17 protein-coding genes are annotated in these 23,561 nt (G+C 62.1%); 2 read left to right on the forward strand and 15 right to left on the reverse strand.

The genetic code is table 11. The annotated features are described in order from the left end of the window. Positions 1-16: 16 nt before the first annotated feature. From hutH to hutC, 8 genes are all read right to left on the reverse strand, one after another. Complete coding sequence (hutH, locus tag IB241_RS10780) at positions 17-1,525, reverse strand: histidine ammonia-lyase (protein ID WP_192298382.1); 1,509 nt, start codon at positions 1,523-1,525, stop codon at positions 17-19. Positions 1,526-1,662: 137 nt separating this feature from the next. Further along, positions 1,663-2,487: a quaternary amine ABC transporter ATP-binding protein gene (locus tag IB241_RS10785; RefSeq protein ID WP_192298383.1), complete on the reverse strand. Its 825-nt coding sequence runs from the start codon at positions 2,485-2,487 to the stop codon at positions 1,663-1,665. Next, on the reverse strand, positions 2,484-3,335 hold the full coding sequence (locus tag IB241_RS10790) for an ABC transporter permease (protein ID WP_012721776.1): 852 nt from the start codon (positions 3,333-3,335) through the stop codon (positions 2,484-2,486). The genes IB241_RS10785 and IB241_RS10790 overlap by 4 nt, the downstream gene beginning before the upstream one ends. Positions 3,336-3,407: 72 nt before the next feature. Next, positions 3,408-4,373, reverse strand: a complete 966-nt coding sequence (locus tag IB241_RS10795) for an ABC transporter substrate-binding protein (protein ID WP_192298384.1) — start codon at positions 4,371-4,373, stop codon at positions 3,408-3,410. A 69-nt stretch (positions 4,374-4,442) separates the two neighbouring features. Next, positions 4,443-5,891 (reverse strand): purine-cytosine permease family protein, encoded by a 1,449-nt coding sequence (locus IB241_RS10800; protein WP_192298385.1) that lies wholly within the window; start codon positions 5,889-5,891, stop codon positions 4,443-4,445. A gap of 157 nt (positions 5,892-6,048) precedes the next feature. Next, entirely contained in the window at positions 6,049-7,719 is a 1,671-nt protein-coding gene (hutU, locus tag IB241_RS10805; protein WP_192298386.1) for a urocanate hydratase, read from the reverse strand. Between the two features lie 404 nt (positions 7,720-8,123). Beyond that, entirely contained in the window at positions 8,124-8,684 is a 561-nt protein-coding gene (locus IB241_RS10810) for a HutD family protein (protein WP_192298387.1), read from the reverse strand. Continuing rightward, a complete protein-coding gene (hutC, locus tag IB241_RS10815) occupies positions 8,681-9,391 on the reverse strand; it encodes a histidine utilization repressor (protein ID WP_225595445.1) in 711 nt (236 codons plus the stop codon). The genes IB241_RS10810 and hutC overlap by 4 nt, the downstream gene beginning before the upstream one ends. Positions 9,392-9,538: 147 nt before the next feature. On the opposite strand from hutC, the gene IB241_RS10820 reads away from it, so the two are divergent. Then, complete coding sequence (locus IB241_RS10820; protein ID WP_192298389.1) at positions 9,539-10,903, forward strand: formimidoylglutamate deiminase; 1,365 nt, start codon at positions 9,539-9,541, stop codon at positions 10,901-10,903. 117 nt (positions 10,904-11,020) lie between these two features. On the opposite strand, the gene IB241_RS10825 is transcribed toward IB241_RS10820, so the two are convergent. From IB241_RS10825 to IB241_RS10850, 6 genes are all read right to left on the reverse strand, one after another. Next, positions 11,021-11,590, reverse strand: coding sequence for a lipocalin family protein (locus IB241_RS10825; protein WP_192298390.1), 570 nt, complete (start codon positions 11,588-11,590; stop codon positions 11,021-11,023). 30 nt (positions 11,591-11,620) lie between these two features. Then, complete coding sequence (locus IB241_RS10830; RefSeq protein ID WP_017734861.1) at positions 11,621-11,875, reverse strand: hypothetical protein; 255 nt, start codon at positions 11,873-11,875, stop codon at positions 11,621-11,623. Between the two features lie 239 nt (positions 11,876-12,114). Next, positions 12,115-13,125, reverse strand: a complete 1,011-nt coding sequence (locus IB241_RS10835; RefSeq protein ID WP_192298391.1) for a class 1 fructose-bisphosphatase — start codon at positions 13,123-13,125, stop codon at positions 12,115-12,117. Between the two features lie 108 nt (positions 13,126-13,233). Next, positions 13,234-14,583, reverse strand: a complete 1,350-nt coding sequence (locus IB241_RS10840; RefSeq protein ID WP_192298392.1) for a DUF3999 domain-containing protein — start codon at positions 14,581-14,583, stop codon at positions 13,234-13,236. Next, on the reverse strand, positions 14,583-18,122 hold the full coding sequence (locus IB241_RS10845; RefSeq protein WP_192298393.1) for a DUF2339 domain-containing protein: 3,540 nt from the start codon (positions 18,120-18,122) through the stop codon (positions 14,583-14,585). The genes IB241_RS10840 and IB241_RS10845 overlap by 1 nt, the downstream gene beginning before the upstream one ends. A gap of 202 nt (positions 18,123-18,324) precedes the next feature. Next, on the reverse strand, positions 18,325-20,775 hold the full coding sequence (locus IB241_RS10850) for a glycogen/starch/alpha-glucan phosphorylase (protein ID WP_192298394.1): 2,451 nt from the start codon (positions 20,773-20,775) through the stop codon (positions 18,325-18,327). 239 nt (positions 20,776-21,014) lie between these two features. Between IB241_RS10850 and IB241_RS10855 the strand changes: the two genes are divergently transcribed. Next, positions 21,015-21,449, forward strand: a complete 435-nt coding sequence (locus IB241_RS10855; protein ID WP_017734855.1) for a YkgJ family cysteine cluster protein — start codon at positions 21,015-21,017, stop codon at positions 21,447-21,449. Positions 21,450-21,643: 194 nt separating this feature from the next. On the opposite strand, the gene typA is transcribed toward IB241_RS10855, so the two are convergent. Beyond that, positions 21,644-23,464 carry a translational GTPase TypA gene (gene typA, locus IB241_RS10860; protein ID WP_181080294.1) on the reverse strand — a complete coding sequence of 607 codons (1,821 nt, stop codon included), beginning with the start codon at positions 23,462-23,464 and terminating at the stop codon, positions 21,644-21,646. Positions 23,465-23,561 lie beyond the last annotated feature (97 nt).

Raw genomic sequence — 23,561 nt, forward strand, 5'->3', positions numbered from 1 at the left:
CTCCTTTGAATTGTTTTTAGTGCAAATCGGGTAATGCGGTGTCTTTGAGCAACTGGGCGGCAGCGGCAATATCCGGCGCCAGCCAGCGATCCTGCTCATAGGCCGGGACGACTTCACGCAGCAAGCGCCAGGCACGGTCGGTGCCGGCGCCGAAGCGCCGGTCCTTGAGGAATTCAAACGCCTGGGCCGCCAGCAGGTACTCGATGGCGAGGATCTGGGTGACGTTGGCCAGCACCTGGTGCAGCTTGAGTGCGGCGTTGGTGCCCATGCTCAAGTGGTCTTCCTGCAGGCCCGAGGTGACGAAATTGTCGAGCACCGCCGGTTGCGCCAGCTGGCGGTTCTGCCCGCACAGGGACGCGGCGACGTACTGCACGATCATCATCCCGGAATTGACCCCGGGGTTGCTGACGAGGAACGCCGGCAAGCCGCTGACATGGGGGTTGATCAGCCGGTCCAGGCGACGCTCGGCCACCGAGCCGATCTCGGCCATGGCGATGGCGAGCATATCCGCCGCCAGCGCGACCGACTGACCGTGGGGGTTGGCCTGGGATACGACGCGGTAATTCTCCGGCGTGCCGAGCAGCAGCGGGTTGTCGGTGGCACTGTTGAGTTCGGTTTCGATCTGGCGCGTGGCGTGCTCGACTTGATCGCGGGCGGCGCCGTGGATCTGCGGGATCGAGCGCAGGCTCAACGCGTCCTGGGTGCGCAGGCCTTTGCTGCTGGCGATCACTTCACTGCCGTCGAGCAACGCACGCAAATTGCTGCCGACGTGCTGCATGCCGGGGTGCGGCTTGAGGGCGATGATGTGCTCATCGAACGCGTCGATCTGGCCGCGCAGAGCCTCGAAACTCATGGCGCCGATGACGTCGGCCCATTGCAGCAAATGGTGCGCATCAGCCAGGGCCAGGCAGCTCAGGCCGGTCATGCACGGCGTGCCGTTGACCAGGCACAGGCCGTCCTTGGCGCCCAGCACCACCGGCTGCAAGCCTTCGGCGCTCAGAGCCTGTTGCGCCGGGACGAGCTGCCCGCGATAGCTCACCGTGCCGACCCCCAGCAGCGCCACGCCGACATGGGCCATGTGGGTCAGGTAACCCACCGAACCCTGGGACGGCACTTGCGGCGTGATGCCGTGGTTGAGCAGTGCCAGCAACGCGTGCACCACCTGCGGGTGCAGGCCGGATTTGCCCTGGCTGTAATTGATGATGGCGGCGCAGATGATCGCGCGGGTCTGCTCGTCGCTGAGCACCGGGCCGACGCCGCAGGCATGGCTGAGCAGGGTGTTGCGCGACAGCTGGCTGAGTTGCTCGCCGGCGAGCGAGACATTGCACAACGCGCCCAGGCCGGTGTTGACCCCGTAGGCACGCTCGCCGCTGGTGACGATGCGCTGCACGATGGCTTGGGCGTTGTCGATGCGTGCCCAGGCCTGGCCGGAGAGTTCGAGGACGGCGCCGTGGCGGGCGACGGCGACCACGTCCTGCCAGCGTAATGGGGTGTTGGCGATGATGATTTTTGTTGGCTGGGACATCTTCATACCTTCTTCAATTCTTGTGCAGCTTTACCGGCCTCTTCGCGGGCAAGCCCGCTCCCACAGGGGGAATGCATTCCAAATGTGGGAGCGGGCTTGCTCGCGAAAGGGCCAGCAGGCGCACCACACCTTTTGGCTCAGACCACCGCCGCCCGCCGCTGAACAAACCGGTCCACATACTCATCCGCCGGCGAATGCAGGATCTCCCGCGGCGTGCCGACCTGGATCAGCCTGCCGTCCTTGAGGATCGCAATGCGGTTGCCGATGCGCACAGCCTCGTCGAGGTCGTGGGTGATAAACACGATGGTTTTGTGCAGGGTCTTTTGCAGCTCCAGCAACTGATCCTGCATCTCGGCGCGGATCAGCGGGTCGAGGGCGCTGAACGCTTCGTCCATCAGGATGATGTCGGTGTCGGCCGCCAACGCGCGGGCCAGGCCGACGCGCTGGCGCATGCCGCCGGAGAGCTGGTGCGGGTATTTGTTTTCGTAGCCCTTCAGGCCCACGGTCTCGATCCAGTGCAGGGCACGATCAACGCAGACCTGCTTGCTTTCGCCACGCACTTTCAGGCCGTAGGCAACGTTGTCGAGCACGCTCTTGTGGGGCAGCAGGCCGAAGCTCTGGAACACCATGCTGATCTTGTGGCGACGGAATTGACGCAGGGCGTCCATGTCCAGTTGCAGGATGTCTTCGCCGTCCACCAGGATCGCGCCGCTGGTGGGGTCGATCAGGCGGTTGAAGTGGCGCACCAGGGTGGACTTGCCGGAGCCCGACAGGCCCATGATCACGAAGATCTCGCCGGTGCCGATGCTCAGGGACAAGTCGTTCACGCCGACCACGCAGCCGGTTTCGGCCAGCACCTGGTCCTTGGTCTTGCCCTGGCTGATCAACGACAGCGCTTCCTTGTCACGGGCGCCGAAGATCTTGAAGACGTTTTTAACTTCGATTTTGCTGACAGTAGTCATTTGCTCGCCTCATGCCGTGGACGACCATAGGCCTGGGTAATGCGGTCGATGACCACTGCGAGAATCACGATCGCCAGGCCGGCTTCAAGGCCACGACCGACGTTGAGGGTCTGGATGCCGACGAGCACGTCTTCACCCAAGCCACGGGCACCGATCATCGAGGCGATCACCACCATCGACAGGGCCATCATGGTGGTCTGGTTGATCCCGGCCATGATGCTTGGCAGCGCCAGCGGCAGTTGCACGCCGAACAATTGCTGCCAGCGGTTGGCACCAAAAGCGTTGATGGCTTCCATGACTTCGCCGTCGACCTGGCGGATGCCCAGATCGGTCAGGCGGATCAGCGGTGGCGCCGCGTAGATCACCGTGGCGAAAATCGCCGGGACCTTGCCCAGGCCGAACAGCATCAGAACCGGGATCAAGTACACGAAGCTGGGCATGGTCTGCATGATGTCCAGCAGTGGCATCAGCACCGAACGCAGGCGATTGCTGCGTGCCGAGAGGATGCCCAGCGGAATGCCGATCAGCACCGAGATCACCGTGGCGACCATCATCAGCGCGAGGGTCTGCATCAGCTTGTCCCACAGGCCGACCGCCCCCACCAGAAACAGCAAACCGACGATCACCGCCGTGGTCACGACCTTGCGCGTGGCATGCCAGGCGACAGCGCCGACGATGGCCAGCATCAGCCACCAGGGCGCTGCGCGCAGCAGCCCTTCCAGGTTGACGATGGCCCACAACAGGGTGTCGGAGATGTGCCGGAACACATCGCCGTAGTTGGTGACCAGTGAGTCCACCCAACCGTTGACCCAGTCGGCGATGGAAAACGTAAAACTCTCAGGAAACATAGCGTGCTCTCGATCCAATGGGTTGTAGCCAGGCGCCCGGCTGACCTCTGAGGGTAGCCGGGCACGCTTGACCTACAAGGCCGCGTCGATTTTCTTGGCTGCGTCTTCACTCACCCAGGCGTGCCAGACTTCAGGATGTTCCTTGAGGAAGATCTTCGCCAGTTTCGGCGACTCAATTCGCTCCTTGGCCATGCGCCCCAGGTTCTGGTTCAGCAGGTCGATTGGCAGGTTGACCTTTTCCAGCACGGCCACCAGTTCCGGGGCCTGCTCGTGGAAAGTCTTGGACAGGCCGACCTTGATGCTCACGCTTTTATCCACGCCGGGTTTTTCTTCCAGCTTGACCAGATCGACCTGGCCCATCAGCGGCGTTGGCGACCAGTAGTAGAACAGGATCGGCTCGCCACGCTTGTAGCTCGACAACACCGCCGCATCCAGCGCCGGGCCGGTACCTGGGCGGAAGTTGGTGTAGGTGCTTTCCAGGCCGTAGCTCTTGAGCATTTCGCTGTTGTCCAGCTCACAGGTCCAACCGGCCGGGCAGTTGTAGAAACGGCCTTTGGACGGTTCTTCCTGGTCCTTGAACACGGCGGCGTACTTGGCCAGGTCGGCGATGTTTTTCAGGCCCGGGGCCTTGGCTTCCAGCTTGCGCTTGGCGTCGCCTTCAATCACGTAGCGCGGCACGTACCAGCCTTCGATAGCCCCCACCACCGGGGCGCCGACGCCGACGACTTTGCCGGCCTTCTCGGCCTTGTTCCAGACTTCGCTGCGGCCCACCCATTCTTCGGCAAACACTTGGATGTCGTTGCTGCTCAGGGCGTTTTCCATGGTGATGGAGTTGCCTGGCAGGCTGTCGGTTTTGCAGTCGTAGCCTTTTTCCAGCACGGTTTGCAGGATGTCGGTTAGCAACATGCCGCTTTCCCAGTTCAGCCCGGCGAACTTCACCGGCTTGCCAGACTCGCACCAACCGGCTGCCTGGGCACCGGCTGATGCCAGCACGCCAGCAGAGAACAAGGTGGCCAACAGGGTCTTATGCATTTTCATTGTTGTGACGCTCCCAATCTTGAAATGGATTACGGCAGTCAGTAGGCATCCAGCCATGTCCACGTCCCATCAGGCTTGTGCAACCAGCCCGTTTGTCGTCGTTGGTGCAGCGCCCTGCTCTACCGGCAGGATCAATTGATCGGGCACGCTGCCGTGCCATTTTTTCGCACACACGTAATACAGGGCGGCGGGCAGTACCAGGCCGATGATCCAGGAAATATCCACGTCGCCCAGGGCGGCCACCAGGGGGCCGGTGTAGAACTTGGTGGAGATGAACGGCAACTGCACCAGCACACCGAACACATAGACGCTGATGCCCAGCAGGTTCCAGCGACCGTAGCGGCCATTGGGATCGGCCAGCGCCGGCACGTCATAGCGCTCGCGGGTGATGCAGTAGTAGTCCACCAGGTTGATCGCGCTCCAGGGCGTGAAGAACGCCAGCAGGAACAAGATGAACGACTTGAACGCGCCGAGGAACGAGTGCTGCCCGAGCAGTGCGATCAGGGTCGCCGTACCCACGATGGCCAGCACAAACACCAGGCGCTGCAGGCGCGTGACCTCCAGGCGACCACGAAAGCCGCTGATGATGGTCGCGATGCACATGAAGCTGCCGTAGGAGTTCAGCGTGGAGATGGTCACCTTGCCGAACGCGATGCTGAAGTACAGCAGCGCAGCCGTGGCACCCGTGCCGCTCAAGCCGACGATGTAGGCCACTTCATGCCCGGCGAACTGGCCGTTGGACATGGCGGCGGCAAACACGCCGAGGATCATCGCCACCTGGGCGCCGATCACCGAACCGGCGCCAGCGGCGAGGAAGGTTTTCACCGACGACGTGCGGCTTGGCAGGTAACGCGAGTAGTCCGCCACGTAAGGGCCGAAGGCGATTTGCCAGGACGCCGCGAGCGACACCGCGAGCAAAAAGCTGCTCCAGCTGAAGTGACGGATTTGCAGGAGTGCACCCACGTCCGTCTGGCCCATCAGGCGGCTGAACAGATAAACAAAGGCGATCACCCCAATGACGCTGGCGACGCGGCCGATGAAGTGAATCACCCGGTAACCGAGCACCGTGACCAGCACGATGACACTGGCGAAGATCAGGATGCCGACGCTGTCGCTGACGCCAAACAACTGGCCCAGCGCCTGGCCGGACAGCACGGTGCCGGTGGCGGTGAACCCGAGGTACATCAGGCACACCAGCACAATCGGAATCGCCGCGCCGTACACCCCGAACTGCACCCGGCTGGAGATCATCTGCGGCAGGCCCAACTTGGGCCCTTGCGCCGCATGCAACGCCATCACGCCACCGCCGATCAGTTGGCCGATCAACAGACCGATCAACGACCAGAACACATCACCGCCCAGCACCACGGCCAGGGCCCCGGTGACAATCGCGGTGATCTGCAGGTTGGCCCCCATCCACAGGGTGAATTGGCTGAACAGACGACCGTGTCTTTCCGCTTCCGGGATGTAGTCGATCGAACGTTTCTCGATCAACGGGGTGGTGTCATTTGCAGCCATGTCGGTTCAACCTCTGGTGGATTGTTCAGTGTCTCGATTGCTCTTCTGTGGGAGCTGGCTTGCCTGCGATACAGGCGACTCGGTCTGTCGGTCAAACCGAGGTGATGCCATCGCAGGCAAGCCAGCTCCCACACAAAAGCACAGCTCCCACATTGGGTTACTTGATCATCGGGAGATTGAGGCCCTGCTCTTTGGCGCAGTCGATCGCGATCTGGTAACCCGCATCGGCGTGACGCATCACTCCGGTCGCCGGGTCGTTGTGCAGCACGCGGGCAATCCGCTCGGCCGCTTCGTCGGTGCCGTCGCAGACGATCACCATGCCGGAGTGCTGAGAGAAGCCCATGCCCACACCGCCGCCGTGGTGCAGCGAAACCCAGGTCGCGCCGCTGGCGGTATTGAGCAAGGCGTTGAGCAGTGGCCAGTCGGACACAGCGTCGGAACCGTCCTGCATGGCTTCGGTTTCACGGTTCGGGCTGGACACCGAGCCGGAGTCGAGGTGGTCACGGCCGATCACCACCGGCGCCGACAGCTCGCCGCTGCGTACCATTTCGTTGAACGCCAGGCCGAGCTTGGCGCGCTGGCCCAGGCCAACCCAACAGATGCGCGCCGGCAGACCCTGGAAGCTGATGCGCTCGCGGGCCATGTCCAGCCAGTTGTGCAGGTGGGCGTCGTCGGGGATCAGCTCTTTGACTTTGGCGTCGGTCTTGTAGATGTCCTGCGGGTCGCCGGACAGGGCCGCCCAGCGGAACGGGCCGATGCCACGGCAGAACAGTGGGCGGATGTAGGCCGGGACGAAGCCAGGGAAGTCGAAGGCATTTTCCACGCCTTCTTCCTGGGCCATCTGACGGATGTTGTTGCCGTAGTCGAAGGTCGGGATGCCTTGTTTCTGGAAGTCCAGCATGGCTTTGACGTGCACGGCCATCGACTGTTTGGCGGCCTTGATCACGGCGGCCGGTTCGGTCTTGGCGCGGGCGCGGTATTCGTCCCAGGTCCAGCCGGCGGGCAGGTAGCCGTTGAGTGGGTCGTGGGCGCTGGTCTGGTCGGTGACCATGTCCGGGCGTACGCCGCGCTTGACCAGTTCCGGCAGGATTTCGGCGGCATTGCCCAGCAGCGCGATGGAGATCGCCTTGCCTTGCTTGGTGTATTTGGCAATGCGCGCCAGGGCGTCATCGAGGTCGGTGGCTTGTTCGTCGACGTAGCGGCTGGCCAGGCGGAAATCGATGCTGACCTGCTGGCACTCGATGTTCAGCGAGCACGCGCCGGCCAGGGTAGCCGCCAGCGGTTGTGCGCCGCCCATGCCACCGAGGCCGGCGGTGAGCACCCAGCGGCCGGTCAGGTCGCTGTTGTAATGCTGGCGCCCGGCCTCGACGAAGGTTTCGTAGGTGCCCTGGACGATGCCCTGGCTGCCGATGTAGATCCAGCTGCCGGCGGTCATCTGGCCGTACATGGCCAGGCCCTTGGCATCCAGTTCGTTGAAGTGTTCCCAGCTGGCCCAGTGCGGCACCAGGTTGGAGTTGGCGATCAGTACGCGCGGGGCGTTGCTGTGGGTCTTGAACACGCCGACCGGCTTGCCGGATTGCACCAGCAGGGTTTCGTCGTCGTTCAGGTTGGTGAGGCTTTCGACGATCTGGTCGTAGCACTCCCAGTTGCGCGCCGCACGGCCGATGCCACCGTACACCACCAGTTCTTTCGGGTTCTCGGCCACTTGCGGGTCGAGGTTGTTCATCAGCATGCGCAGCGGCGCTTCAGTCAGCCAGCTTTTGGCGGTGAGCTTGTTACCGTGGGCGGCGCGGATTTCTACGTCACGGTATTTAGTAGGCTTGGTCACAACAAGAACTCCTCAGCGATCGATGCGCATACCTGATTGGTGCGAAGCGGACTCTTACGCACACATCTTTACTTGTACATACAAGCATATGCAATCGAGCGGCCAACTTGCTGAGGGAGCTGTTGAGAATTTTATGGAAAGAGCGTGCGAGCCTTGGAAATTAAGGCTTCCGCGTTGGATGAAATTTCTTACGGGGGAGTTTTATGGCGGGGGATAGTTGTCTTGTCCCCATGGCTTTGCGCCATGCTGGGGCGTTCGGTAACAAGTTGGTGCGCCGGTTGGAAACAGATCGAATCAACAGCGGGAAACACATGTGGGAGCTGGCTTGCCTGCGATAGCGGTGTGTCAGTCAGTAAATCTGCTACTGATACACCGCTATCGCAGGCAAGCCAGCTCCCACACTTTTAACCGCGTGCGGTCAGTTCGATGATGCAGCTGCGGCCGCTGACGGCGATGTCCAGCAGGCCGGCGTTACCGTCGATTTGCAGGCAATCGTGATGGCCAAGTTTCTGATCCAGCACCTTCACTTCATCAGCGACACTGAACACCAGCACCGTCTGCGCCGTGCTGAAAAACCGCTGCTCGCCGTCGATCCACTGCAACCGCGCGTGATAACGCTGTGGCGAATAGATCAGGTTGAAATCGCGGATCGGCCCGGTGATCAGGCGGCATGACACCTGGCTGTCACCCTTGAACGCAAACGCCTGCAGCGGCAACAAGCCACGCTGCTCCTCGCCATCGACGGTCAACACCATGCCAGCGCCCTGGATCACGGTAATCACGCGCTGGTAACCGGCGAAGGTGGAAAAACCGCCCGACTCGCCAATATCGGCAATCGACAGGCGCCAGCCAAAACCGTCCAGGCCCTGGCCCGCATCACGGGTGATTTCTTCGGTGCTGCCGCCGCCGTTCTTCCACGGCATGCGCACGTAATCGGCGGCGCGCCAGACTTTGACTGCAGTCATTTGCTGAAACGTCCTTCGAGACTGTGGCGCGAGCCGGGGTGGATCAAACGGGCGGCGGTCACCGGCTGGCGGCCCGACCAGGTGCGGCGACGAATCAACAGGCAGGGTTCGCCGGGTTCGATTTGCAGCAACTTGCACTCGGCGGCGTCGGCAAGAATCGCCTCGACTACGTGCTCGCCTTCGGTCAACGGTGCGACCTGGTTCAGATAGGCGTAGGGGGTTTGCTGGGTGAAATCCTGTTGCAAGTATTCCGGCGCGACCAGGGCATTGACGAAACGGTCTTCGATTTGCACCGGAATATCGTTTTCGAAGTGCACGATCAACGAGTGGAACACCCGCCCGCCTTCGCGCATTTCCAGGGCGACGGCGCGCTCGGAACCGGCGGCCTCTTCGCCCAGGTGGATGACCTGGCAGGTGTGCCGGTGACCGCGGGAGGCGATCTCGTCGGCAATGTTGTGCACTTCAAACAGCGCTGACTGGCTCTTGGGTTCGGCGACGAACGTACCGACGCCTTGCATTCGCACCAGCAACCCTTCGGCGGTGAGCTCCCGCAGGGCGCGGTTGATGGTCATGCGGCTGAAGCCCAGCTCGCTGACCAGTTCGCTCTCCGACGGCACGCGGTAATGGGGCGGCCAATTGCCGTTGAGGATCTGCTGGCTGATCATCTGTTTGACGCGGGCATACAAGGGCGCCGGACTTTCGTCCATGTGGGCAGCCAGCGAAGAGTTGGCGGGCGGAGTCGGCACAGGGAATCCTTGCAGGTGGAAAAGATGCATAGATTGCCGGAGTTTACCGAGCAGGCAAACGTCTGTATATGTATATACAAATAAACACACGACCGGGGTGCTCTGATCATGTCCGCTTTCTTTGCCGAACGCGCACTGCTGCCTAATGGATGGGCCAATGATGTACGTCTTGAAGTCAGCGCCGATGGCCTGCTGACAAAGGTTGCGGCCAATGCCAACGCAGACGGCGCCGAACGGCTGAGAGGCCCGGTTTTGGCGGGCATGCCGAACCTGCACTCCCACGCTTTCCAACGTGCGATGGCCGGTCTGGCCGAAGTGGCGGGCAACCCGAACGACAGTTTCTGGACCTGGCGCGAGCTGATGTACCGCATGGTCGGCAAGATCAGCCCAGAGCAATTGCAGGTGATCGCGCGCCAGCTGTATATCGAAATGCTCAAGGCCGGCTACACCTCGGTGGCCGAATTCCACTACGTGCACCATGACGTCAACGGCAAGCCGTATGCCGACCGTACCGAGCTGTCACGTCAGATCAGCCAGGCGGCGGCCAGCAGCGGCATCGGCCTGACGTTGCTGCCGGTGCTCTATACCCACTCCGGGTTTGGCGGCCAGGCACCGAATGAGGGCCAGCGACGGTTTATCAACAGCACTGAAAGCTATCTGGATCTGCAAGCGCGCCTGCAGCCCATCCTCGCCGCGCAACCGGCGCAGCAGTTGGGGCTGTGTTTCCACTCGCTGCGCGCGGTCACCCCGTCACAAATCAGCGCAGTGCTGAGCGCCAGCGACAAAGCCTGCCCGGTGCATATCCACATCGCCGAACAACAGAAGGAAGTCGACGACTGCCTGGCCTGGAGCGGCAAGCGCCCACTGCAATGGCTGTACGACAATGTTGCAGTGGATGAGCGCTGGTGCCTGGTGCATGCCACTCATGCCGATGCGGATGAAGTCGCGCGCATGGCCAAGAGCCGTGCGATTGCCGGGCTGTGCCTGACCACTGAGGCGAACCTGGGTGACGGGATTTTCCCGGCGGTAGACTTTCTCGCGCAAGGCGGGCGCATGGGGATTGGTTCCGATAGCCATGTGTCGTTGAGCGTGGTGGAGGAATTGCGTTGGCTGGAATACGGCCAGCGCCTGCGGGATCAGCGGCGCAACCGTTTGTATCGCAGCGATCAACCGATGGTGGGCCGCACGCTGTTTGATGCGGCACTGGACGGCGGCGCACAGGCGCTGGGCCAGCCAATTGGTCGTTTGGAAGTGGGTAGGCGCGCGGATTGGCTGGTGCTGGACGGCAATGATCCGTACCTGGCGACCGCGAGCGAAGATGGCATTCTCAATCGCTGGTTGTTTGCCGGTGGGGATCGGCAGGTGCGGGATGTGCTGGTGAACGGGAAGTGGGTGGTGCGGGAGGGTCGGCACGCTGACGAAGAAGACAGCAATCGCGCATTCACCCAAGTACTGAAGGACCTGCTCGGTTAAAAAATGTGGGAGCGGGCTTGCTCGCGAAAGCGGTGGGTCAGACAAAATATCTGCGTCTGATACACCGCTTTCGCGAGCAAGCCCGCTCCCACAATTTGATCGACGGTGGTCTCGGGGTTATTGCGAGGTCTTGGCCATCTCTTTGTCCGACGTGCGCCAGATCAACCGAGTGGTGTCATACCCCTGCTGGCGCGCCCTGCTCAGCAGGTCCTCGCGGGTGTCGGCACTGACCGTCGGCGAGCGCGACAAGATCCACATGTAGCGCCGGCTCGGGCTGCCCACGATTGCGGTCTTGTAGTCATCGCTGACATACAGTACCCAGTAATCGCCCTTGGCGACGCCCGGCAGCAGCGATGTGAACCAGTTATTGAATTCGACCCAGAGCTTGTCGGTCTTGCCCGGCACTTGCGGCGTGGCCGTGCCCTTGGCTTCTTCCCACTTCCATTCGGTCGTCAGGCAGCGGTTGAACACCGACATGTCGCCATCCGGCAGCAGGGTGTAGCGGGCCTCGGACTGCGCGCAGTTGCGCTGGAAGTACATCGGCAATCGCGCCAACTCATACCAGGTGCCCTGGTAACGCTTGAGGTTGACGTTGTTCGCTGTCTTGGGTTGCAGATCATCGCCAGAATGGCTGGCGCAGCCGGCCAAAAACAGGCTGGCACAAAGGAACACAACAAAACGGATCATTCTTCTTCTCCCGCAGGCTCACGCCCCGGTTTACTTCAGGCCTTGCCCGGAAAACATCAGAACCTTGTCACCGGCATATTGCACGCTGATAAAGCTGGTTTTATCGCCCCAGGTGCAGCTGGACATGCCCAGTGCGCCGGAACAATCGGTCGGCTTACCCAACAGCGACTCCACCTCGGCCTTGGCCATGCCAGCCGACAGCTTTGCGTAATTTTCTTGGTTGACCTTGCTGCAAGCGGCCAACAGCACGCAAAAAGTCAGCAAGGCGAGACGGCGTAACGACATGGAAAAACTCCTGGAGGGACGAAGCAGCATGGGGGTCTGCCAGAAGCTTAGAAGGGAAAAGGGGTGTCTGGTTCCCGATGGGCAAAAACAAAAAAAACCCCGAAAACGCTGAAACGTTTCGGGGCTTTCTAGCCAACACAAAATCTTGTAGTGAGCGGGCTTGCCCGCGCTGCGGTACACCAGGCGCCTCAAGCTAACCTGACACACCGCCGCGCGGGCAAGCCCGCTCACTACAAAGGTTACTTCTTGTGGTAGGCGGTTACACGCTCGACTTCTTCTTTCGAACCCAGGAACACCGCCACACGCTGGTGCAGACCTTCAGGCTGGATGTCGAGGATGCGCTGGTGGCCGTCGGTGGACGCGCCGCCTGCTTGCTCAACCAGGAAGGACATCGGGTTGGCTTCGTACATCAGGCGCAGTTTGCCTGGCTTGGATGGCTCGCGGCTGTCGCGTGGGTACATGAACAGGCCACCACGGGTCAGGATGCGGTGTACGTCGGCCACCATCGCGGCAACCCAGCGCATGTTGAAGTTTTTCTTCAGCGGGCCTTCTTCGCCAGCCATCAGCTCGCCCACGTAGCGGTTCACCGGCTCTTCCCAGTGGCGCTGGTTGGACATGTTGATCGCGAATTCCTGGGTCGATGCAGGAATGGTGATGTCTTCGTGGGTCAGCACGAAACTGCCCATCTCGCGGTCCAGGGTGAAGCCCTTGACGCCATCGCCCAGGGTCAGCACCAGCATGGTCTGTGGGCCGTAGATCGCGTAACCGGCGGCAACCTGCTGGGTGCCGGGTTGCAGGAAGGCCTTCTCGTTCAGCGGCTCGTTCTGGCTCAGGTATTCGTTCGGGCAACGCAGTACCGAGAAGATGGTGCCGACCGGCGCGTTGATGTCGATGTTGGACGAACCGTCCAGTGGGTCGAATACCAGCAGGTACGCACCTTTCGGGTATTTGCCCGGAATCTGGTAGGCATTGTCCATTTCTTCGGACGCCATGCCGGCCAGGTGACCACCCCATTCGTTGGCTTCGAGCAGGATCTCGTTGGAGATCACGTCGAGTTTCTTCTGCACTTCGCCCTGCACGTTTTCAGTGCCCATGCTGCCCAGGACACCACCCAGTGCGCCTTTGGACACGGCGTGGCTGATTTCCTTGCAAGCACGCGCCACCACTTCGATAAGGAAGCGCAGATCGGCAGGCGTGTTGTTGCTGCGGGTCTGCTCGATCAAATAGCGACTCAAGGTAACGCGGGACATGTAAGGCTCCGGAGAATGGGGGGCTAAAAACCCGCGCAGTTTAGCGCGAGTCGGGGCGTATTTCCTCCTATCAGAGGATTTAAACCCAATAGAGTTCATGGACTTTATCTAACGTGCCACCGGCGGCTTGCGCAGCAAACTGTAGGCCATGGCGCCCAGGGCCGCCACGCCGAACAGCAGCACGGCCCAGAGCCCGAATTTTTTCCAGTCGGGCCCGCTCTCGACGGCGGCAGCGGCAACAGGCGTGTTGACCACCGCGTCCCCGGCGACCGTGGCCTGGCCCAACGCCTTGAAGCGCTCGGCGCTGTAATCAGGAATCAGTGTCGACAACGGCAAATTCGCCGCCTTCGCCGCAGCATTGCCCAGCGCCAGGGTGAACGGCGGCTCACCCCGCGCCAGGAACACCAACTGCGTGCTGCGCACGGCAAAGTGCAGGGCCGGCGCATCGACGCCCAGGCCTGCGCCGCGCTCGTCTACCTGCAACTTGAGTTCGGCGACGGCCTGCCCCGGCAGCTGCAACTCATCCTGCACCACCTCCTGGCCGTTACTGGTCAGGCGGTAGAGCAACCCGTTGCTCAACGGTTGCCAGGCCTGCTTGCTGTCGCGACGCCCCGACAAGGTGACGGGCGCCAGGGTATTGGGCTGTTTCAGTTCGATGCGCAAACGCTCGACATTCAGCCCGGTCGGCAACTGCCAGCTGTATTCCCCGGCGCTGAGCCGCGTGCCCGCCAACGGCTGCGACCATACCAACGGCAGTGGCAGGCTGCTGCTGGTGGCACTGACCAGCTTGGCCGAGGTCAGCAACGGCGCTGCCTGGCCTTGCCACACCAGGCGCAGGTAGCGCGCCGATTGCCCCGGCAGGTTTACGTCATGCTGCTCGACCCGCTCGTCGGCAAACGACAGGCGCGCAACCTGCCCGTCGCCCCACGGCGTCCAATGCTGCAAATCATCGCTGGCCTCGATGCTGAAGCGCTGGAAGCCGTCGTGCTCACGACTCCAATCCAGGCTCAGTTGCTGCAACGGTGCCTTGATCGCGCTGGCGTCGAGCACCCAGCCGCGCAGCACCTGCGGCCCCTTGGCGGTGGACGGGCGAATTTCCAGCAGCGTGCCCTCGGTGGTGGATTTCATCACCACGCCGGGCAGCGCCTGCTGGGTATCGGCGGCGTACAGCGGGAACCACTTCACCTCGGTGACAGTGCGGCTTTCGCTGCGCTGCGAGGATTGGCGCGACAACGCGTAGGCCTGCGGCTCACCGGCGGCGTTGAACACACGCACGTCACTGAGGTCTGCCTGGCGCGCACTCAACTGCACGGCCAGCGGCAACTCCAGCCGATACCACGGGCCGTTGCCGCTCACGGCCAATGGCACCCGCACCGAGAAATCGGCCGGCGTTTCCTGGGCGCAGGCCGCCGAACCCAACAGCCACAACGCCAACCCACTCAGACTCAGCTTGCCCATCAAGACGATGCTCCTTCAGTTTCAACGCGCTTGGGCGGCAGCGGCGCAAAGTAGCCCACCACCAGCAACAACCCGCCCACGCCGATAAACGACACGATCCGCGCCAGGCCGCCACGGTTACTCAATTCGACAAAGAACAACTTGGCCACCACCACGGCAATCAGCGCCGCACCGATCAACCACACTTCGCGACGATGGCGCAGGTGGCCGCCGATCATCAGCCCAAGGGCGATCAGGGTCCACACGATCGACAGGCCGGCTTGCACCAGCATCGATTCAAGCAACGCCTCCAGCTGGAACGGCACGCCGCCCCAATGGTGCGCGGTGCGCATCACCAACGCGGTAAAGAACCCGAACAGCGACAGGCCCGCGACACCCTGGGCGAGCAACTCTGCGCGCGGCCCACGCTGCGGCGCGACACTGCGCGTCCACAGGTACACGCCCAACAACGCGAACAACAGGCCCAGGTCCAGCGGGTTGAGCAGCGGCACATACGGCAACGGTTCGGCGGTGCCGTCGCTGAAGATGTTCGCCAACCAGAACCAACCGAGCATCAGCACCGCCAATGGCAACGCCGCGAGCACGCGGTATTCCCGTGGGTACGCCGACACCGGCCACGGCCAGTTGCGCGGCGCAGCGGCCAGCACCAGATACAGGCTTGGCAGAATCGCCCAACCGAGCCAGCGCCAGGCGTTGTACTGATCCGACAGCAACAGCAGGCCGTAACGCAGTTCCAGCGCGAGCACGCCGATCAGCATCCAGCAGCCCAGCACATGGGCCACGCTCAACACCGTGCCAGGCACTGTCGAAGCCAAGCGCCGCAGCGAAATGAAGTGCACGACAAAAACGGCCAACCACGCCAACCAGCCAAACTGCGCCGCCGGGTGGTAATAGGCATCCAGGGACGCCAGCAACACCACGCCCGCCGCCGGCATCAGCAAGGTGCCGAGCACGCCCAGCGACGGCCAGCGCAACCGCTGCGCGCCAAACGCCCAGAGCGCCACGCTTACGGCGGCGATGCCGAGCAAGGACGGGCCTTGCAAAGCGTTCGGGACAAAGCGCAGCACCTCGCTGATCAACGCCAGCGCCCACCATGCGGCGCCCCACACCAACAGCACGTCGGACAGGCGTTGCAGTTTCAGCACCGCAAACACCGGCACATGCCGCTCGCGCTGCAAGCGCCAGGCGCCGACCAGCGCGGCCAGGCCCAGGACCATCGGTGTCCAGAAACCGCTATGCCCCAGCAGGCGCAAGCCTTCGCCGCTCAACGGCCCCAGCAGCTGCGGCACCGACAGCAGGAACGAACCGCCGCCGATCAGTTGCAGCAGCAAGCCAAACACAAAACTCACGCGCTGTTGCAGGTACAGGCTCAACCAGATGATCAACAGACCACTGGCCGCCCACACGCCACTCGCGCTTTGCCATGGCAGTACGAACAGCACCGCAAGGTTGATCAGCACCAGCCCGGCCAGCAACACCACCGACAGCCCGCGCAACAAGCGCACGTCACCGCGCACCATGTCGTCGCGCGCCGCCAGCAACATGCCGCCGATCAGCGCCAGGCCGATCAGCGAAGCGGTGAGCAAACCACTCCAACCCGCACTGAATACGGCTGCGCCCTCGCCGCCCTGCAAGCGCAGCAGGAACAACGCGCCGCCGAGCAGTTGCACGGCAAACGCGGTGAACAGGAAGGTGCGCGAGCCGATGCGCAGGCCGACAAACAGCGTCACCAGCCCGGCAATCGCCCAACTGATGGCAGTGCCCTGGGTCTGCAACAGCAACGGCGCCAGCAAGTACACAAAGCTCAAGCCCAGGCTCGCCAGTACCGGCAGGCCTCTACGCTCCCAATCCGCCGCCTGTTCAGCCGGCGCCTTGCGCAGTTGATCGAAGCTGAACAGCAACGCCGCGCCCAGCAGCAACGCCCCCAATGGCGCGCCGTCGAGCAGGCTGTGTTCGCCGATGCGCAACTCGCTGAGGAACGCCATTGCCGAGCCCAGTTGCAGCAGCAGGCCGAAGGCCCGCGCCAACGGCCGCTGTTGACGCAACCCGAGCCAGAAAATCCCCGCGCCCTCCACCGCCCACGCCGCGGCAGTCCAGCGCGCGTCGAGCCCAAGGGGAATCGCCAGGCTGGCAAAGATCACGCCCAGGGCCAGGCAGGTTTCCGCCAGCAACAAGGCGCGCCCACCACTGAGCAGACGGGCCAGGCCCATGTAGATAATGCCCAGGCCCAACGCACTGAACGCAGCGGCGAACTCCAGGTGCTGCACCAGCGCGAACTGCAAGCCAAAGCCCACCAGGGGCGGGCCGAACAGCATGCTGCCGTCGACATAATCACCCTTGGCCGCCGACCAGCGCAGCAGCGCTCCACGGCTGTCGTCCTCGGGCGCGTCGCTCATCTCCAGCAATTTGCGCCGGGTGAACAACAGGCCGATGGCCAGGTACATCAGGAAAAACAGGATCAGGAACGGCTCGGTGCTCCACAGCAGTTCCGGCGTGTAGGAACGCAGGCCCCAGGCGAAGCCGATGCCGAAGGTGCCGACGAAGCCGATCAGGTTGAGCAGGCGCCAGGCCTTGAACCAGGCAATCGCGAGGATGCCCGCGTTAAGCAACGCGAAGTAACTGAACAGCGCCACATGGTTGCCAGCCCCCGTGGAAGTGAGGATCGGCGCGGCGAAACCACCGAGCGCGGCCGCACAGGCCAACCCCAGCGCGTCCTGGGTGATCGCCAGGATCGCCGAGAACACCGTAACCGCCACCAGCAGGCCCAGTGCCGCGCTGGGATCGATCAGCGGATGCAGGCGCATCGCCGCAAACACCGTGAGGTACAACACCGCGATCCCGGTGCCTTGCAGCATCAAGCCGTAATGGCTGTTGCGCAGGCGCAGCCACCAACCCAGGCCCAACAGGCCGACCGCAGCGGCGGCGACACCGGCGTAGCGCAACTCGATCGGCACCACCATGCCTTCGGTGGCATACCGCAGCAGGAACGCCAGGCCAAGGAACAACAGCACCACGCCGACGCGCAGCACGGTGTTGCCGCCAAACAGCCAATTGCGCGCACCGCTGATGGCGCGCTCGATCAGGCTGGGGCCACGCGGGGTTGCCGGTTCTTGCGGGCTTGGTGTCGGCATCGGCGCTGGCGCTGGTGCTGGTGCTGGTGCTGGTGCCCAGACATCATCCGGCAGCGGCTGGCTGGCCTCGGCAACCATCGGCACAGGCGCCAACTCGGTCGGCAGCTCCCAGACAAGGTCGGGCGCCTTGGCGACAGGGGTGGGGTCAGGAATGGCGGGTTCGACCCTGGCACTGCCGACCGGCGGCGTGGGCACTTCCAGTAGCCGCAGGCGTTCGCCCAGGGCAATCAGCGCCTTTTGCGTGGTTTCCAACTGGCTCGCCTGCTTGTCTGCCTGGGCCGACAGTTGCGACAGGCGAATCGCCTGGCCAAGCCCCAAGCCCAGCAGCGCACCGATGCCGGCGTCACTGAACGACTCGTCGAGTGTCCAGCCGAGCGCGAGGCCAATCAGCATGAAAATCCATTGCATGGTCGATATTCCCTAGGCAAACCGGGGCCTAGTATATCGACGCGAGAGCAATGTGGGAGAAGGCTTGTGTGGGAGCGGGTTTGTGTGGGAGCGGGCTTGCTCGCGAAAGCGGTGGGTCAGTATCAGATGAGTTGCCTGACACGCCGTCTTCGCGAGCAAGCCCGCTCCCACACAAGCCCGCTCCCACAACGTAGTGCGGCGTCTAGTCCAACGCTTTCCAGATTTCGGTGGCGTATTCGCGGATGGTTCGGTCGGAACTGAACCAGCCCATCCGCGCCGTATTGAGCACCGCCGAGCGCCACCACGCCTTGGAATCGTGCCAATGCGCTTCGACCCGCGCCTGGGCGTCCCAGTAGGAATCGAAGTCGGCACACACCAGGAAACGGTCGTAGTCGATCAACCCGTCGATCAGGCCCACATAACGCCCCGGATCATCCGGCGAGAACACCCCGCCGCGGATCGCTTGCAGCACATCGTTGAGGCGATGGGAGGCGGCAACATCGGGGCCGGCATTGAACTCCCCGGCACGTTTGCGCGCTTCCACCTGCTGCGCACTGAGGCCGAAGATGAACATGTGTTCGGCGCCGACGCGTTCGTGCATTTCCACGTTGGCGCCGTCCATGGTGCCGATGGTCAGCGCGCCGTTGAGGCCGAACTTCATGTTGCTGGTGCCCGAGGCCTCGAAGCCGGCGGTGGAGATTTGCTCCGACAAGTCCGCCGCCGGAATGATGCTTTCGGCCAGGCTGACGTTGTAGTTGGGCAGGAACACCACTTTGAGCAGCCCGCGCACGGTGGGGTCGTTGTTGACGGTGCGGGCGATGTCGTTGGTCAGCTTGATGATCAGCTTGGCCTGGTGATAACTGGCCGCCGCCTTGCCCGAGAAAATCTTCACCCGCGGCACCCAGTCGGTGCCCGGCTCGGCGCGGATCGCCTGGTACAGCGCCACGGTGTGCAGCAGGTTGAGCAGTTGGCGCTTGTACTCGTGGATGCGCTTGACCTGTACGTCGAACATTGCCGCCGGGTTGACCGAAATGCCCAGGCGCTCGTGGATGATTTGCGCCAGCGCCCGCTTACTGTGCAAGCGCTGCTCGGCGAAGGCTTTGCGGAACGTCTGCTTTTCGGCAAAGGTTTCCAATTCGCCCAGGCGGGTTTCCATGTTGTCGAGAATGTCCGGGCCCAATGCCTCCACCAGCATCTCGGTGAGCTTGGGGTTGGCCTGGTACAGCCAGCGGCGGAAGGTGATGCCGTTGGTTTTGTTGTTGATGCGTTCGGGGTAGAGCTTGTGCAGCTCGGAGAACACCGTGCTGCGCATCAATTGGGTATGTAAACCGGACACGCCGTTGACGCTATGGGAGCCGAGGAACGCCAGGTTACCCATGCGCACGCGGCGGCCGTTGTCTTCTTCGATCAGCGATACGGCGCGCAGTACGTCGAAGTCGTGGATGCCCTTGGCGCGCAGCGAATCGATGTGCTGGGCGTTGATCAGGTAGATGATCTGCATGTGCCGGGGCAGCATGCGTTCCATCAAACCCACAGGCCAGGTTTCCAGTGCCTCGGGCAGCAGGGTGTGGTTGGTGTAGGAAAGGGTTTCAACCGTCACATCCCACGCGGCGTCCCACGGAATGTCATGCAGGTCGACCAGTTGGCGCATCAACTCGGCCACGGCGATGGACGGGTGGGTGTCGTTGAGCTGGATCGCGGCGTGTTCGCCCAGGCTGAGCACCGAGCCGTGCATGTTCTTGTGGCGGCGCAACAGGTCTTGCAGGGACGCGGCGACGAAGAAGTATTCCTGGCGCAGGCGCAGTTCCTGCCCCGCTTCGGTGCTGTCGGCCGGGTAAAGCACCCGGGAGATGCTTTCGGCACGGGCGACCTCGGCGACGGCGCCAAGGTGATCACCGGCGTTGAAGCGCTCCAGGTGCAGGTCTTCCACCGCACGGGCGCGCCACAGGCGCAGGGTGTTGACGCTGGCGCCACGCCAGCCGACCACCGGAGTGTCATAGGCCACGGCCCGCACGGTTTCGTTGGGCGACCACACCTGAATCATCTTGCCGGAGGCGTCCGCCAGGGTTTCGACGCTGCCGCCAAAGCCGATCGGGTAAATCACTTCAGCCCGCTCGAACTCCCACGGGTTGCCAAAATCCAGCCAGCGCTCGGTCTGCTCCTGCTGCCAGCCGTCGACAATCGCCTGGCGGAACAAACCATGTTCATAACGAATGCCATAACCGTGGCCGGCAATGCCGAGAGTCGACATGCTTTCCATGAAGCACGCGGCCAGACGGCCCAGGCCGCCGTTGCCAAGCGCCGCGTCGGGCTCCAGCAGGCGGATGCGCTCAAGGTCCACGCCCAACTCGGCCAGGGCTTCGCGGGCAATCTCCAGCACGCCGAGGTTGCTCAGGCTGTCGTAGAGCAAACGGCCGATGAGGAACTCCAGGGAAAGGTAATACACGCGTTTCTGACCTTTGCGGTAAATGCGCCGCGTGTGGTCCATCCAGTGGTCGACCATCTGGTCGCGGGCGGCCAGGGCAATGGCTTCGAACCAGTCATGGTCGAAGGCGTGATCCGGGTCCTTGCCCACCGCGTAGGTGAGTTTGGTCAAGACAGCATCGCGAAATGCGGCTACCTCTGCTTCTCGTGCAAGTGGTTCCTGAGACATCAGATGCGACCTCGGGCGAGATAGAAGGAGTTGCTAGAGCCTAGACGGTCTGACAGACGGTGACCGCTCTGGTTCGGCACTTTTTTAACGCATTTACCTTTGGCGGTTTTTGATGCATTGGCCGTGCCTGCTTTGGCCCAGACACGCCTTCTGGCCGAAACCGGCAAAATATTGTTCAAAAAACCACCAATCCCGGTATGATCGCGCGCCCGGATACCGCCCCACCTTTTGGAACCCTGATGAAGCCTCAACTGATCGCCGCCGCGGAACTCGACCGTCTTGAAACATGGCAGAAATACTCCGCACACATGTGCGGTGGCTGCGTGTCCAGCTGCTGCACGCTGCCGGTCGAAGTGAAGGTCAAGGACCTGATCCGCATTGGTCTGGTCGATGAGTTCGAGCTGGGCGACCCGGCGAAGAACATCGCCAAGCGCTTGCAGAAGGAAGGCATCGTCGAGCGCTTCAATTCCAAGTCCGAGATTTTTACCCTGCAGCGCATGAGCAACAACGACTGCCTGTTCCTGGATCGTAAGACGCGCTTCTGCACTATTTATGACAAGCGCCCGGATACTTGCCGCAACCACCCCAAGATCGGGCCGCGGCCGGGGTATTGCGCGTACAAGCCCAAGGAAGTGGTGCGCGAGACCAAGTTCAAGACGCTCGATAAGTTCTGATCCATATTTTGTAGTGCCCTTTAGGGCCTCATCGCAGGCAAGCCAGCTCCCACATTTTGACCGTGTGAACCCGATCAAGTGTGGGAGCTGGCTTGCCTGCGATGGGGCCGGTAGAGACAACACAAAAACTGCAGGCACAAAAAAACGCCCCCGGCCTTTCGACCGGGGGCGTTTTTCATTCAGCCTGAGTTAACTCAGTTCTTGGCTTTCTTGGCAGCGCGGGTACGCTCGCCTTCGTCCAGGATCTTCTTACGCAGGCGGATCGACTTAGGCGTGACTTCGCACAGCTCGTCGTCCTGGATGAATTCCAGGGCCTGTTCCAGGGTGAAGCGAACAGGTGGAACCAGAGCGATGGTTTCGTCTTTGCCCGAAGCACGCATGTTGTCGAGCTTCTTGCCTTTGGTTGGGTTGACGCCCATGTCGTTGTCACGGCTGTTCAGACCAACGATCTGACCGTTGTAGATCTCTTGACCGTGTTCAACGAACAGCTTGCCACGTGCCTGGAGGGTTTCCAGGGAGTAGGTCAGCGCCTTGCCGGTTTCAACCGATACCAGAACACCGTTCTGACGGCCGGACATGTCGCCGGACTTCATGGTGTCGTAGCGATCAAAGATCGAGGTCAGGATGCCAGCACCGTTGGTCAGGGTCAGGAACTGGTTACGGAAACCGATCAGACCACGAGCAGGGATGTTGTATTCCAGACGCACACGGCCTTTGCCATCCGGCACCATGTTGGTCAGGTCGCCTTTACGCAGACCCATCTCTTCCATCACCTTGCCCTGGGATTCTTCCGGGGTGTCGATGGTGACGTTTTCGAACGGTTCCTGCTTCACGCCGTCAACCTGACGGATGATCACTTCCGGACGACCAACGCCCATTTCGAAGCCTTCGCGACGCATGGTTTCGATCAGTACCGAGAGGTGCAGCTCACCACGGCCGGAAACCTTGAACTTGTCAGCCGAGTCGCCTTCTTCAACGCGCAGTGCAACGTTGTACAGCAGCTCTTTGTCCAGACGTTCCTTGATGTTACGGGAAGTCACGAACTTGCCTTCTTTACCGCAGAAAGGCGAGTCGTTTACCTGGAAGGTCATGGAAACGGTTGGCTCGTCAACGGTCAGAGGCTTCATCGCCTCGACGTTGTCCGGCTGGCACAGGGTGTCGGAGATGAACAGGGAGTCCATACCGCTCACGCATACGATGTCGCCTGCGAAAGCTTCTTCAACGTCGATACGGTGCAGACCGTGGTGACCCATCAGCTTCAGGATACGACCATTACGCTTCTTGCCGTCAGCGCCGATAGCAACAACCGGGGTGTTCGGCTTGACGCTACCACGAGCGATACGGCCAACGCCGATAACACCCAGGAAGCTGTTGTAGTCCAGTGCCGAGATTTGCATCTGGAACGGGCCGTCACGGTCAACTTTTGGCGCCGGTACGTTGTCGACGATCGACTGGTACAGCGGGGTCATGTCTTCAGCCATGTCGTTGTGGTCCAGACCGGCAATGCCGTTCAGGGCCGAGGCGTAGACGACTTTGAAGTCCAGCTGTTCTTCGGTGGCACCCAGGTTGTCGAACAGGTCGAAGATCTGGTCCAGAACCCAGTCCGGACGCGCGCCTGGACGGTCAACCTTGTTGATGCACACGATCGGACGCAGGCCGGCTTCGAACGCCTTCTTGGTCACGAAACGGGTTTGCGGCATAGGGCCGTCCTGGGCATCAACCAGCAGCAGAACGGAGTCAACCATCGACATTACGCGTTCAACTTCGCCGCCGAAGTCGGCGTGGCCCGGGGTATCCACGATGTTGATGTGGTAGCCGTTCCAGTTGATGGCGGTGTTTTTCGCCAGGATGGTAATACCGCGCTCTTTTTCCTGGTCGTTGGAGTCCATCACGCGCTCGTCATTGAGCTCGTTGCGCTCCAGGGTGCCGGACTGACGCAGGAGTTTGTCTACCAGGGTGGTTTTACCATGGTCAACGTGAGCAATGATGGCGATGTTACGTAGATTTTCGATCACTTGTGTATCTCGATCAGAGGATTCGGTGTGCTGACAGGTCGTGGCAGCGATTAACAGTAGAGTCAGGCCTTGCCGTTACAGCTTGACGGCAGAGTCG

It is taken from the genome of Pseudomonas sp. PDM05 (assembly GCF_014851685.1).
In the GTDB taxonomy this organism is placed as follows: Bacteria; Pseudomonadota; Gammaproteobacteria; order Pseudomonadales; family Pseudomonadaceae; genus Aquipseudomonas.